Here is a 12,210-nt window from a genome sequence, read left to right as displayed (position 1 = left end):
CTCAGAACAGGTGCATCGCCAGATGCCCCAGCGGCAGGCCGAGTTGCCACGCCGGGGTCCAGACCCGGGCGTTCTCGTCCAGGCCGGGCGGGGTGTCGGCGTGGCCGTGGCGTCCCGGGTCGAGGTTGGTGGCGAACAGCTCCGTGTGGTCCAGCCAGCGCCAGGCCGCCCGGGCCAGTTCCAGATCGGGGTCCTCGCCCCGGCCCCGCTCGCGGGCCTCCTCGCCCAGCGCGAGGAACCGGGTGTGGACCCAGTCGCGCCAGGGGTGACCGTACGCCGTCAGCGACATCCACTCGTCGAGCTGCGAGACGACCCGGATCCCGGAGAGTTCGCCGGCGGCGTCCGAGAGGTAGATGGTCAGCGCGAGCGTGTCGCGTCCGGCGCGGAACTCCAGGGTGCTGACCGGGATCAGCCGGCCCGTACGCAGCAGTTCGTCGGCGATGTACTCCGCGTAGAGCCATGCCATGGGCACCGCGAGCCCACCGTCACTGGTGCCGTTCGTACCCTCGGGCTGCACCGTTCCACCTTCTCCCGCATGCGTCGCGTCTTCCCGCCGTCAGCGCCGAGCCTTCCTTGCGCGGCTCGCGGAGCGGGGGATGTTTACTCAACTTGAACGGTCCGATGCCGGTTTCGATGCGGTTCGTGTCCGCTTCATGGGCGTTCAGGCCATTCTTTGACGCATTCGCCGCACCTCGGCAGAGGCGCCTCCCGGGCCGGGCCGCCCTCAGGCGCCGAGTCCGTACCCGTACCCCTGGAGGCCCTTCCGCAGGGCGCGCAGAGCGTAGTACGTACGGGATTTGACCGTCCCCGCCGGGATGCCGAGCTCGGCGGCGGCCTCGGCCACCGAGCGGTCCTGGAAGTAGACCTGCACCAGGACGTCCCGGTGCTCCGGCCCCAGTGATCCCACGGCCCGCCGTACGTCTATGGCCGTCACCGAGCCCGCCACCGCGTCCCCCGGCGCGGGTGCCTGCTCCAGCCCCTCCGGGTCCACCTCCAGGGGCCTGGACAGGCGCGCCCGCCGGGCGTCGATGGCGAGCCGCCGGGCCACCGTGAACAGCCAGGGCCGCAGGGACTCGTAGGAGCTGCCCAGGACCTCCGGGTGCTGCCAGAGCCTCAGCAGGGTCTCCTGTACGAGGTCCTCCGCGCGCTGGGCGTCCCCGGCCGTGAGGCCCAGCAGGAAACCGAACAGGGCTCGTCCGTGTTCGCGCTGGAGTTCGGCCAGTGCCTCGGGGTCGGTGCGCGGGAGGGTGGGGGCAAGGGGCACGGGAGGCTCCTTCCGGGGGTGGTCGGGGTCGATGGATCCACCCTGACCTGCACCGGGCCGCCCGGGAACCGTCCCGTCCGGACGGTGCGCCCAAGCACCCGGGTCATCCGGTGGGCGGCCGCGCGGGGCGGTGAACGGTCGAACGGCACGCCGAACGGCCATTGGGGTGAGTGCGCGGCCGGCCGGCGGAGCCGTTTCTTGACTTCAGGCGTCTCTTTCTATGGATTGACTGAAGATCAGGTAGTCGTACAAATCAAGCTCATCAAGGAGAGCCGGGACCCATGACCGCGCGCACCCGCCACGCCCTCGCACTCCTGACCGCCGTCGTCCTGTCGGCCGTAGCCGGCTGCTCCGCCGGCGGGGACCCCGCGCCGGCCCGCCTCGCCGGCTCCCCGTCCGCCCCGGCGGCCTCGGGCGCTCCCGGATCCACTACGGCCCCCGCCGGCGGCTCGATGAAGGGGTTCACCCTGGTCGCGAGCGGCGACGTGCTGCCCCACGAGTCGGTGATCCGGCGGGCGGCCTCCGACGCGGACGGTGACGGCCACGACTTCCGGCCGATGTTCTCCGGGGTCAAGCCGATCGTCGCGGCCGCCGACCTGGCCCTCTGCCACATGGAGACCATCTACGGTCCGGAAGGCGGCCCGTTCACCGGATACCCGGCCTTCCAGTCCCCGCCCGAGGTCGCCGACGGCCTCAAGGACGCCGGCTACGACGGCTGCTCCACGGCCTCGAACCACACCCTCGACGGCGGCGGCGCCGGTCTGAAGCGGACCCTCGACCGGTTCGACAAGGTCGGTCTGAAGCACGCGGGTTCGGCCCGGACGGAAGCCGAGGCGGGCACCGTGACGATGTACACCGCGGGCTCCGCGAAGGTCGCGCACCTCGCGTACACCTACGACACCAACGGCTACCCGATGCCCGAGGGCCAGCCCTGGGCCGTCAACCTGATGGAGCAGGAGAAGATCATCGCGGACTCCCGGGCGGCCCGTAAGGCGGGCGCCGACGTGGTCCTCGTCAGCCTCCACTGGGGCACGGAATGGCAGACCGAACCGGACGAGAAGCAGCTCGCGCTCGGCAAGGCGCTGACCGCCTCGCAGACCGGCGGCCGCCCCGACGTGGACATGATCCTCGGCACCCACGCCCACATCCCGCAGGCGTACGAGAAGGTCAACGGGACCTGGATCGTCTACGGCATGGGGGACCAGGTGGCCGGCGAGATGTTCAACTACAGCGGGGCCCGGGACATGCGCGGCAACTACGGTTCCATCGGCCGCTTCACCTTCGCCCCGCCGGCCGCCCCCGGGCAGCGCTGGCAGGTCACCAAGGCCGAGTTCGTCCCGCAGATGATGGACCTCGGAGCGGGCCGGGTCGTCAACCTCCCGGCCGCCCTCGCACAGTCGCCGGGCCGCGAGGACTACGAGAACGCCCGCGACGAGATCACCGAGGCCGTCCTCGGCCGCGGCGCGGCCAAGGACGGGCTGACGATGGCGAAGTAGGCCCGCGCGGGCACGGAGGTCAGACCGCGGCGTTCGGCCCCTGCACGGCCTTGACGCGCTGCAACGCGGTCAGCTTCCGCACGAAGAGGACGGCCAGCACGGCGGCCACGGCGGTGGAGAGCTCCGCGACCGCCGCGAAGGAAGAGGCGTCGCGCAGCGCCTCGTGCGTCTCGGCCGCCAGGTATTGCCGCGAGGACACACGGTCGAGCACCGTGCTGACGACGAACGCCAGCCACCAGGCGACCACTGGGGCGCCGGAGACCTGTCGGAAGGAGCCGTCGGGCGCGTTCTGCGTGCTGGCGTTCCAGGTCTCGCGCGCTGTCCGGTACGGGAAGAAGAAGTTCGCCAGCGGGACGAACCATCCGCCGATGGCCCACCCGACGGACTGGGAGAAGCCGTCGGGGCGGAACACCTGGCCGTTGCAGCGGACCCGGTGGAACCAGATGATGAAGACCACGGCAGTGGCCAGATACAGGACCGGGTGGAGGATGTCGAGGGGGATGGTGAGGGCGTCGAGCCCGCCGAGGCTCTCGCTCGTCTCGGTCGAGGGCCCGCTCGTGAGGTCGCCCTGGAGGTCCGCCCGGAACAGGTCGGCCCCGGACAGGACGAGGTTGAGGACACCCACCGAGGACAGCAGCAGGGTCAGGGCCGTCGCCGACCCCTCGGGGGAACGCAGGACGCCGGCGGGCTGCGGCGGGAAGGGGTTCGGCGCCGCAGATGGCGACGGACCGGGTGCACTCATGGACATGACGAAATACCCCCCACGGGAACATATGCAACGAGAGATGTGGAAACGGACCGCTCAGCGGCTGGTCCGACCTGTATGAGCTGCATGAATGTATGTCACGCGGAGTCCCTCGTCTACGGTGATCCGGTTGCGGAGGCGAATCACGGCCGCGGCGGTGGGATTCCCTACGGCACCACGGTGACCGGCCAGCGCCCCGCCTTCACCAGGCGGATCGCCACCGAGCCCACGATCCGGTGCCCGGCCTGCTCCGAGGCCCCGACCACCACCGCGTCCGCCATCAGCTCCTCCGCCGCGCTCACCAGCCCGGCGTACGCGTCCCCGCGGAAGGTGTGGAACTGCCAGCGGACGTCGTAGACGCCCTTCAGCCGCTCCGCGGACTCCCGGATCTCGGCCACCAGCCCCTCCGCGATCTCCTCGGTCGCCTCCGACACCGGAGCCCCCAGCGCGGCCCCGGCCGGCATCACCGGCTGGACGTACACCAGCGCCAGCAGCGCGTTCTGCCGCCGGGCCAGCCCCGCCGCGTAGGCGGCGGCGCGCAGCGAGGACTGCGACCCGTCCACCCCGGCGAGAATCACCTTCGGACCGTCCGTACCGCGCTCGAATTCCGTACCCACGTGCTCCGTCACCCCTCCGAGACTAGTGCCGTGACCGGAAAGGTCCACCGGGTCGCGGCGCCCGGCACCAGACGGCCGGGCCTTCTCACCGCGCGAAGGAGCACGGCCCTCCCTACAGTGCGAACCATGAGTGCCACCGTGGAGGAGACGCGCGGGACGCGCGCCAGCCGCAGCCGCTTCCTGAACCGGGTGCCCGACGCCTTCGGAGCGTTCTTCGGCACGCTGGGCCTGCTGTGCGCCCTGCTGTCGCTCTCCCCGGCGCTGCGCCGCCTGCTGCGGCCCATCGTGCGCTTCCTCGACGCCATCGTCGTACCGGTCAGCGCCAACCTCGCCTACGCCGTCTTCCTCTTCCTCCTCGCCGCCGCACTCGGCATGCGCAAGAAGATCGCCTGGTGGATCGTCGTCACCTATTTGGCCCTGTTGCTCCTGGTCGACGTGCTCACCGTGGCCGAAGAGGACTACTGGGTCGGCTTCTCCTCCATGGCCGTCGCGGTCGCCGCCCTCGTCCTCCTGATCGCCGCGCGCAAGGAGTTCAACGCCGCCTCCCGGCCGGGGGCCCTGTGGCGGGCCCTGCTCGTGCTCGGACTCGGCCTGCTCGCGGCCGTCCTCCTCGGCTGGGGCCTGGTCGCGCTGTTCCCGGGGAGCCTGCCCAGGGGGCAGTGGCTGGACTGGTCCGCCAAGCAGGTCTTCGGCGGACTGTTCTCGGCCCGGCAGTTCGACGGCCACCCGCCCCGCCCCCTGTACTTCCTGCTCGGCCTCTTCGGCGCCCTCGCCCTGCTGAACGCCGCCGCCACCCTCTTCCGCTCCCAGCGGCTGACCGCCGCCCTGCACGGGGACGAGGAACCCCGCATCCGGGCGCTGCTGGGCGCCTACGGACGGAGCGACTCCCTCGGCTACTTCGCCACCCGGCGGGACAAGGCCGTCGTGTTCGCCCCGAACGGCAAGGCCGCCGTCACCTACCGGGTCGAGGCCGGCGTCTGCCTCGGCAGCGGCGACCCCGTCGGCGACCCGGCCGCCTGGACCCCCGCCATCGACGCCTGGCTCGCCGTCGCCCGGCGCTACGGCTGGCAGCCCGCCGTCATGGGCGCCTCCGAGGACGGCGCGACCGCGTACGCCCGCTCCGGACTCAGCGCCCTCCAGCTCGGCGACGAGGCCATCCTGCACGTCGCCCACTTCGACCTCGACGGCCGCGACATGCGCGTCACCCGGCAGGCCGTCAACCGCGTCAAGCGCACCGGGGCCACCACCGTCATCCGCCGCCACTCGGCCCTCTCCGAGGACGAGATGCAGACGATCGTGGACCGGGCCGACAAGTGGCGGGACACCGAGACCGAACGCGGTTTCTCCATGGCGCTGGACCGGCTCGGCGACGCCGCGGACGGCGACTGCCTGCTCGTGGAGGCCTTCGACGACAAGGGCGAGCTGATCGCCCTGCTCTCCTTCGTGCCCTGGGGAAAGGACGGCATCTCCCTCGACCTGATGCGCCGCGACCGGTCCGCGCCCAACGGGGTCATGGAGTTCATGGTCGCCGAGCTCTGCGCCGCCGCCCCGGGCCTGGGCGTGCGCCGCATCTCCCTCAACTTCGCCGTCTTCCGCTCCGCCTTCGAAGAAGGCGGCCGGATCGGCGCCGGACCCGTCCTGAAGGTGTGGCGCAAGCTGCTGCTCTTCTTCTCCCGCTGGTGGCAGCTGGAGGCGCTGTACCGCTCGAACGTCAAGTACGGCCCCGAGTGGTACCCGCGGTTCCTCTGCTTCCAGGACGCCGGCTCGCTCGCCCGGGTCAGCCTCGCCTCCGGCATCGCCGAAGGGTTCGTCTCCGTGCCGAGCATGCGCACCCTGTGGGGCAACGGCCACCCGCGCGGGCTCACCGCCCCCGCCACCACCGCGGGCCTGCCGCCCATCGAGTCCCTCGGGCTGGAATCCGTAGGGGAGGAGGACGCCGAGGCCGCGCGGGCCGAGCGGCAGCCCGAACAGGTCCGGGTCCGGCACGACAAGCTGGAGCGGATCCGGGCCGCCGGCACCGACCCGTACCCTGTCGGCATCCCGCAGCGCACCCACACCGTCGCCGAACTCAAGGCCGTCCACCCCGGCTACCCGCCCGGCGCCCGCACCGGCTCGCCCGTCACCCTCGCCGGACGCGTGATGGTCGTCCGCGACCTCGGCGGCGTGGTGTTCGCGGTCCTGCGGGACTGGTCCGGGGACGTCCAGCTGATGTTCACCCGGGACGAGGCGGGCGCCCCCGTGCTCGACGCCTTCACCTCCCAGGTGGACTTCGGCGACCACGTCGTCGCGAGCGGCGAGGTCGGCGCCAGCAAGACCGGCGAACTGTCCGTGGTCGTCGACTCCTGGCAGCTCACCGGCAAATGCCTGCGCCCGCTGCCCGACAAGCGCAAGGGCCTCGCCGACCCGGAAGCCAAGGTCCGCCAGCGCTACCTCGACCTGGTCGCCAGCCCCGACGCGCGCGACGTCGTACGGGCCCGCTCCAGCGCCGTCCAGGCCCTGCGGCAGGGTCTGCTGGACCGGGGCTACCTGGAGGTCGAGACCCCGATGCTCCAGCAGATCCACGGCGGGGCCAACGCCCGCCCGTTCCGCACCCACATCAACGCCTACGACCTCGACCTGTACCTGCGCATCGCACCCGAGCTGTACCTGAAGCGGCTGTGCGTCGGCGGCATGGAGAAGGTCTTCGAGATGGGCCGCACCTTCCGCAACGAGGGCGTCTCCTACAAGCACAACCCCGAGTTCACGATGCTGGAGGCCTACCAGGCCTTCGCCGACTACGACGTGATGCTCGACCTGACCCGCGAGCTGATCCAGGGCGCCGCGACGGCCGCCTTCGGCTCGCCCATCGCGCACAAGGCGGGGCCGGACGGAAAGCTCGTCGTCCACGACATCTCCGGACCCTGGCCGGTCAAGACGATGTACGGGGCGATCAGCGAGGCACTGGGCGAGGAGGTCGACGCCGACACCGAGGAGCACGTCCTGCGGCGGCTGTGCGACCGCGCGGCCGTGCCGCACACGCCCGACAACACCCGGGGCGACGTGGTCCTGGAGATGTACGAGCGGCTCGTGGAGGAACGGACCAAGCTCCCCACCTTCTACAAGGACTTCCCGACCGACGTCTCCCCGCTCACCCGGCAGCACCGCAAGGACCCCAGGCTCGCGGAGCGCTGGGACCTGGTGGCCTTCGGCACCGAACTGGGCACCGCCTACTCGGAACTGACCGACCCCGTCGAACAGCGGCGCAGGCTGACCGCGCAGTCGCTGCTGGCGGCGGGCGGGGATCCGGAGGCCATGGAGCTCGACAACGACTTCCTGGACGCGCTGGAGTACGCGATGCCGCCGACCGGCGGCCTGGGCATCGGGGTCGACCGCCTCGTCATGTTCCTCACGGGGCTCACGATCCGAGAGACGCTGCCGTTCCCGCTGGTGAGGCGGGGCTGACCGGCAGGACTGCTCCGAGCGGGTGAGCGCGCGGGGGCGCGTCCGCGCCTCTCGACATCTGCGGCGATGTCGTTGATACGTAGTAGTAATGAAAAATGACGAGCCGACAGTAGGGCGACGCGTGCTCCTGCGCTCCGCCGTCTTCCTCGGAGTCGCCGCCGCCGCAGGTCTGCTGACGGGCGGTGAAACCGATCTGCCGCCCTCGGGTGCACGGACCCCCGTCGCAGGCGCCGGCCCCGGTACGCCGCCCGGCGGGGCCGCAGGCCCCGGACCCCTCACCGGAGCCCCCGCCGGACTGCCGCAGTTCCCGCGCGGATCCCCGTACCGGCTCGAACCGATGACCTCCGAAGGGGCCCCGGAACGCGCACCCGCGGCGAAGCCCGCCGTACGGACCCGGCCGATCCTGGAACTGCCCGCCGGTGCCCAGCGAGGCATCGGGTCGGCGAGCGCCATGACCCTCACCTTCGACGACGGCCCCGACCCCCGCTACACCCCGGGCATCCTGGACACCCTCGCGCGCCACGGCGTCCGGGCCATGTTCTTCGTCTGCGGGGAAATGGCGGTGGAGAACCAGGACCTGCTGCGCAGGATGGTGGCCGAAGGACACGTCATCGGCAATCACACCTGGACCCATCCGCAGCTCACCAAGATCAGCCGACCGGCGATGGCCTCCGAGATCGGCCGCACGAGCGAGGTCGTACAGAAGGCCGTCGGCACCGCTCCGCTGTGGTTCCGGGCGCCCTACGGGGCGTGGAACCGGGCCGCCTTCGAGATCGGCGCGGAGCTCGGCATGGAACCGCTCGCCTGGACGGTGGACACCCTGGACTGGAAGGAGCCGGGCACCGGCGCGATCGTCTCGCGGGTCCTCAAGCAGGCCGCGCCCGGGGTGATCGTGCTGAACCACGACGCGGGCGGCAACCGCTCGCAGAGCGTGCAGGCGCTGGCGAGCTACCTGCCGCAACTGCTCGGACGGGGATTCCGGATGACGCTCCCGGACCTGCCGCCGCGCTGAGGAGCCGTACCCCGCGCGGCGGCGGCGCGGTCCGCCGCCGCCGCGCGGGCGGGTGGGTGGTCGGTCAGCGGGCCTCCACCATCCGCGCGAACACGACGACGTTGCCGTCGTAGCCGCGCCCCTTCGAGTAGCCGCCTCCACAGGTGATGACCCGGAGTTCCGGGTGACCGGTGTCCCCGTACACCCGGGAGCCGGGGAAGGTGCTCTTGGAGAACACCTCCACGCCGTACACCTCGAACACCGCCGTGCGGCCGTCGTAGCGCGCCACCTCGATGCGACTGCCCTTCTGGACCGAGCCCAGCCCGTAGAAGACAGCGGGGCCCTGCGCGTTGTCCACGTGGCCCACGATCACCGACGAACCCTGCTGGCCCGGCGAGATGCCGTTGAGGTACCAGCCCGCCAGGTTCTTGTCCTGCGGGGGCGGAGCGTCGATCCAGCCCTGTGCGTCCAGCCCGACCGTCATCACCGGCGCGTCCACGCTGATCGACGGGATCCGGATGCGCTGGACCGACGAGTGGTCCAGCACCTCCATGTCCGGCGGCGGCACGGGCGGCTCGGAGGGCGCCTGGTTGCCCTGCGGCCCGACCGCAGACCCGGCCGGCGCACTCACCGCCGCCGCTGCGGCCGGCTGCGGGGGTCCGTCGCCGGCCTCGGCTCCGTTGCGCATCATGGCGAGGCCGCTGAGCATGACCAGCGCGATCGCACCCCAGGGGGAGCGTCTCCTCGGTGGCCTCTCACTCTCGTCCTCGAGCATGGTTCTCCCTTCCCGACGCGGGGGTCCCGACCCGCGTTCTTGTCCCACCCCTTCACGCCCTACTTCACGCACGCTAAGGGGGTGCGTGCGGGACGGCGATCGGGGAAGGGCGAACGGGTGGTGGGGCCGGAAGGGGTGCGCCCATCCAGGTAATCGTCACATAAATGCCTGACGGGTCGTGACCTGCGGATCCGTCAGGAAACGCGTCCGCGCATCGGCGTGTCGCTCAACCTTGCGGCCCAAAGGCGGACATGCGCTGGTTGCGGACCCGGTCGAGGGTTCGTGATGGGAGGCGTTCTCGTCGATCTGCCCGGGCCACCGCTCCGGGGCGCTTCCCGCTGGAGGTTCCACCATGCGTGTTCTCCACGCTCTTACCGTGACCGCGGCGGCCACCTGCGCCGCCCTCGCACTCAGTTCCCCCTTCGCCACGGCGAATCCCGTGAACCCTGTGAACCCCGCGATCCCCGCAGCACCCGCGGGCGGCCCGCCCTCGGGCGGAAACGGCGGGCCCAGCAATGTCACGGTCAACCCCTACTCCGTGCACCAGGGCTCCACGATGCAGGTCAGCGCGGCCGGCTGCGGCCACGGCGGCATCGTCTTCTCGCACGGCAACTTTCCGCAGACGAACCTGTCCGCCGGCTCCATCGGCTTCGCGACCGTGCGGATCTTCAACCACGCCTCGCCCGGGCACCACACGCTGTCGGTCAAGTGCCACGACAACAGCCTGGTCGCCACGCACCGCTTCACGATCCTGGACGGCCGCGGCGCACAGGGAGGCCTCGGCGGCTCCATCGGCCCGTCCACCACCGAGACCGCCATCGGCGCGAGCCTCGTCGGTGCGGCGGCCCTCGGTGCCGGCGCCCACGTGATGCGTCGCCGGCGCCCCATCCGCGGCCGGGCCTGACCGGCCGACCTCCCCGGTCGGCCCGGACAACCGCCGGTCGCCCCGTGTCCTGGCCAGGACACGGGGCGACCGGCGTTTCCGTGGGGATCGTGTGGGTGTGGGTGTGGGTGCGGGGGCGGCTGTGGGCCGGGCGCACCGGTGGCGGGGTGCCGTCAGTGGATGCGGCGGATGTCCCGGCGGCGCAGGGCGTAGCCGAGACCGACCAGACCGCCGAGGACGAGCCCCGCGCCGGCGCCGAGTTCCAGGGGATCGAGCCTGGCCACACTGCCGCCGAGGCCTCCGCGGACGCCAAGGGTGGCGCGGCGCGAAGCGCCCGTACCGGTGCCCGCGCTGGTGCCCGTACTCGTACCGGCGACCGCGCTCGCGCTCCTGCGGGCGCCGACGGTCGAGCTGGTCGTGGGCTTGCCGGTGCCGCCGGCGATCGTCAGATCGGCCGAGCCGGTCTCGCCGGCGCAGGTGAAGGAGACGGAGTACTGGGCTCCGCGCCGCGCGTCCCGGTCCACGGTGACCCGTGCGGTCTTGCCCCGGTCGATGCTCACGGTGTCGAAGACACCGGAGGAGACGGTGGCGAAGGCGGCGTTGCAGCCGGTGACGGACAGCACCACCTGACCGCCGGGGGCGGCCGTCGAGGGGGTGATGGCGAAACCGAAGGAGGTGATGGGCGCGGCCTCGGCCGCGCGCACGGCGGGAGCGGCCGCCGTGCCGACGATCAGGAGGGCGCCCGCCGCGGCGGCGCCCAACAGGGCTGTGGGGGAGGTGGGTATCGCGCCCATGGTTGATTCTCCGGATCCCCGAGGAGCAGCCGCGGAACGGTTTCCGCACGTGGGGGGTCGTGCGCCTCGATGTCCGCCACGCTAGGTCCGCGCGCGGTGACCCGCGATCAGGAACGGGCGAATGGGGCACGGCGGTAGGCCGAACCGGGGACGGGAGGCCCGTCCCCGGTTTGATGGTCTGCCGGGCCCGGCAGAGGGCGACGCGGTGTCAGTCGCCCAGGCGCAGATGCGGGAACTGGGAGAGGAACGGCTCGGCGGTGGCGGCGATGCCCCGGCCGAAGGGGGCGTCGAAGTCCCAGATGAGGAACAGCAGGAACGCGATCAGCGCGCTGAACAGCCCGGCTAGCAGCATTTCCCGGAACGAGCGCCGGATCTGGAGGGTGAAGATCAGCCCCACCGTCACCAGGGCTCCGGCGATCAGGCCGAACCAGACCACCCCGGGCATGGTGGCCCCGGCGCTCTGGCCGCGCGCATTGCGCGCGTCGTCGACCACGGCGACCTGGTCCACGAGCGGCTGGTAGGCCTGGCCCTCGTGGTCGGTCTGCGGTTCGTAGTCCGTCACGTCGCGGCGGATGCGTTCCAGCAGCTCCCCGCTGCGGTCCGTCAGCTCGCCGTTCTCGGCCATCTCCTTCCATTCGGTGTCGACGACGTAGCTCACGTAGGCGTCGACGTCGGACCTGATCTTCTTGCGCACGTCCGCCGGGTAGACCTCGGAGCGGACGCTGATCTCGTGCAGGGCCTGCGATTCCTGGCGCACGTATTCCTGGGCGGCCCCGCGGCCCTCCCAGACGCCGGCGATCGCCAGGCCCAGCACGATCGCGTAGATCACGCCGATCATCATCGTCATGTACTCGATGACGTCCGGGGTCTCGCTGGGATCGTCGTCCTCACCGATCCGGCGCTGATTGAAGAAGGCGATGGACAGCACCACGGCACACGCCGCGGCCATCGCGAGGGACAGGACGAGCCATTCCGACAAGATGACTCCCAATCGATTACGGGGTGGAATGCGGCGGCTCTAGCGCGGGCGCAGCGCGACGATCGCGAGCACCGCGGGGGCCGCGGTCATCAAGGTGAAGGTCACCGGAGAGATGTGGCGCTCCACCGGCTTGCGCACCGCCGCCTGGTAAGCGGGGCGCGCGACGGGCTTCTTGGGCGCGGCCACCGGGATCACCCGGGGCGGCGCCGGGGGTGCGGGGGGCTC

The 12,210-nt window shown here is 71.8% G+C and carries 12 protein-coding genes; 4 read left to right on the top strand and 8 right to left on the bottom strand.

Annotated elements, in window-relative coordinates; all coding sequences use genetic code 11:
• Window position 1 precedes the first annotated feature (1 nt).
• Window positions 2-466, bottom strand: coding sequence for a hypothetical protein (locus ACZ60J_RS10090; protein WP_243341408.1), 465 nt, complete (start codon window positions 464-466; stop codon window positions 2-4).
• Between the two features lie 258 nt (window positions 467-724).
• A complete protein-coding gene (locus tag ACZ60J_RS10085) occupies window positions 725-1,264 on the bottom strand; it encodes a sigma-70 family RNA polymerase sigma factor (RefSeq protein WP_469680389.1) in 540 nt (179 codons plus the stop codon).
• 281 nt (window positions 1,265-1,545) lie between these two features.
• On the opposite strand from ACZ60J_RS10085, the gene ACZ60J_RS10080 reads away from it, so the two are divergent.
• Window positions 1,546-2,760 (top strand): CapA family protein, encoded by a 1,215-nt coding sequence (locus ACZ60J_RS10080; protein WP_469680387.1) that lies wholly within the window; start codon window positions 1,546-1,548, stop codon window positions 2,758-2,760.
• A 19-nt stretch (window positions 2,761-2,779) separates the two neighbouring features.
• On the opposite strand, the gene ACZ60J_RS10075 is transcribed toward ACZ60J_RS10080, so the two are convergent.
• Together ACZ60J_RS10075 and ACZ60J_RS10070 are read right to left on the bottom strand one after the other, a co-directional pair.
• The gene (locus ACZ60J_RS10075; protein WP_469680385.1) at window positions 2,780-3,502 is read right to left on the bottom strand and encodes a DUF4328 domain-containing protein; all 723 of its coding nucleotides are present in this window, start codon (window positions 3,500-3,502) and stop codon (window positions 2,780-2,782) included.
• 170 nt (window positions 3,503-3,672) lie between these two features.
• Window positions 3,673-4,134 carry a universal stress protein gene (locus ACZ60J_RS10070; RefSeq protein ID WP_469680383.1) on the bottom strand — a complete coding sequence of 154 codons (462 nt, stop codon included), beginning with the start codon at window positions 4,132-4,134 and terminating at the stop codon, window positions 3,673-3,675.
• A 114-nt stretch (window positions 4,135-4,248) separates the two neighbouring features.
• Here ACZ60J_RS10070 and lysX point away from each other — a divergent pair, with 114 nt between their 5' ends.
• A complete protein-coding gene (gene lysX, locus ACZ60J_RS10065; RefSeq protein ID WP_469680381.1) occupies window positions 4,249-7,563 on the top strand; it encodes a bifunctional lysylphosphatidylglycerol synthetase/lysine--tRNA ligase LysX in 3,315 nt (1,104 codons plus the stop codon).
• Between the two features lie 88 nt (window positions 7,564-7,651).
• Window positions 7,652-8,575 (top strand): polysaccharide deacetylase family protein, encoded by a 924-nt coding sequence (locus ACZ60J_RS10060; protein WP_469680380.1) that lies wholly within the window; start codon window positions 7,652-7,654, stop codon window positions 8,573-8,575.
• A 64-nt stretch (window positions 8,576-8,639) separates the two neighbouring features.
• Here the strand turns inward: ACZ60J_RS10060 and ACZ60J_RS10055 are convergent, their stop codons facing one another.
• Entirely contained in the window at window positions 8,640-9,329 is a 690-nt protein-coding gene (locus tag ACZ60J_RS10055) for a class F sortase (protein WP_469680378.1), read from the bottom strand.
• Between the two features lie 352 nt (window positions 9,330-9,681).
• On the opposite strand from ACZ60J_RS10055, the gene ACZ60J_RS10050 reads away from it, so the two are divergent.
• Window positions 9,682-10,233 (top strand): hypothetical protein, encoded by a 552-nt coding sequence (locus tag ACZ60J_RS10050; RefSeq protein ID WP_469680376.1) that lies wholly within the window; start codon window positions 9,682-9,684, stop codon window positions 10,231-10,233.
• A 152-nt stretch (window positions 10,234-10,385) separates the two neighbouring features.
• Here the strand turns inward: ACZ60J_RS10050 and ACZ60J_RS10045 are convergent, their stop codons facing one another.
• The 3 genes from ACZ60J_RS10045 to ACZ60J_RS10035 all read right to left on the bottom strand — a co-directional run bounded on the left by ACZ60J_RS10045 (window position 10,386) and on the right by ACZ60J_RS10035 (window position 12,171).
• On the bottom strand, window positions 10,386-11,006 hold the full coding sequence (locus ACZ60J_RS10045; protein WP_469680374.1) for a hypothetical protein: 621 nt from the start codon (window positions 11,004-11,006) through the stop codon (window positions 10,386-10,388).
• A 208-nt stretch (window positions 11,007-11,214) separates the two neighbouring features.
• Window positions 11,215-11,985: a bestrophin-like domain gene (locus ACZ60J_RS10040; protein ID WP_469680372.1), complete on the bottom strand. Its 771-nt coding sequence runs from the start codon at window positions 11,983-11,985 to the stop codon at window positions 11,215-11,217.
• A 39-nt stretch (window positions 11,986-12,024) separates the two neighbouring features.
• Window positions 12,025-12,171: a hypothetical protein gene (locus tag ACZ60J_RS10035; RefSeq protein ID WP_469680370.1), complete on the bottom strand. Its 147-nt coding sequence runs from the start codon at window positions 12,169-12,171 to the stop codon at window positions 12,025-12,027.
• Between the last annotated feature and the right edge of the window lie 39 nt (window positions 12,172-12,210).

The sequence above is a fragment of the Streptomyces sp. NPDC104226 genome (assembly GCF_055584085.1).
Note: the sequence above shows the minus strand (reverse complement) of the source record. Positions and strands in the feature narration are given on the sequence as shown.

Excerpts from the sequence above, each read along its gene's own strand:
- ACZ60J_RS10090 (WP_243341408.1), bottom strand. The coding sequence starts at position 466 with ATGGCATGGCTCTACGCGGAGTACATCGCCGACGAACTGCTGCGTACG.
- ACZ60J_RS10080 (WP_469680387.1), top strand. The coding sequence starts at position 1,546 with ATGACCGCGCGCACCCGCCACGCCCTCGCACTCCTGACCGCCGTCGTC.
- ACZ60J_RS10075 (WP_469680385.1), bottom strand. The coding sequence starts at position 3,502 with ATGAGTGCACCCGGTCCGTCGCCATCTGCGGCGCCGAACCCCTTCCCG.
- lysX (WP_469680381.1), top strand. The coding sequence starts at position 4,249 with ATGAGTGCCACCGTGGAGGAGACGCGCGGGACGCGCGCCAGCCGCAGC.
- ACZ60J_RS10060 (WP_469680380.1), top strand. The coding sequence starts at position 7,652 with ATGAAAAATGACGAGCCGACAGTAGGGCGACGCGTGCTCCTGCGCTCC.
- ACZ60J_RS10055 (WP_469680378.1), bottom strand. The coding sequence starts at position 9,329 with ATGCTCGAGGACGAGAGTGAGAGGCCACCGAGGAGACGCTCCCCCTGG.
- ACZ60J_RS10050 (WP_469680376.1), top strand. The coding sequence starts at position 9,682 with ATGCGTGTTCTCCACGCTCTTACCGTGACCGCGGCGGCCACCTGCGCC.
- ACZ60J_RS10045 (WP_469680374.1), bottom strand. The coding sequence starts at position 11,006 with ATGGGCGCGATACCCACCTCCCCCACAGCCCTGTTGGGCGCCGCCGCG.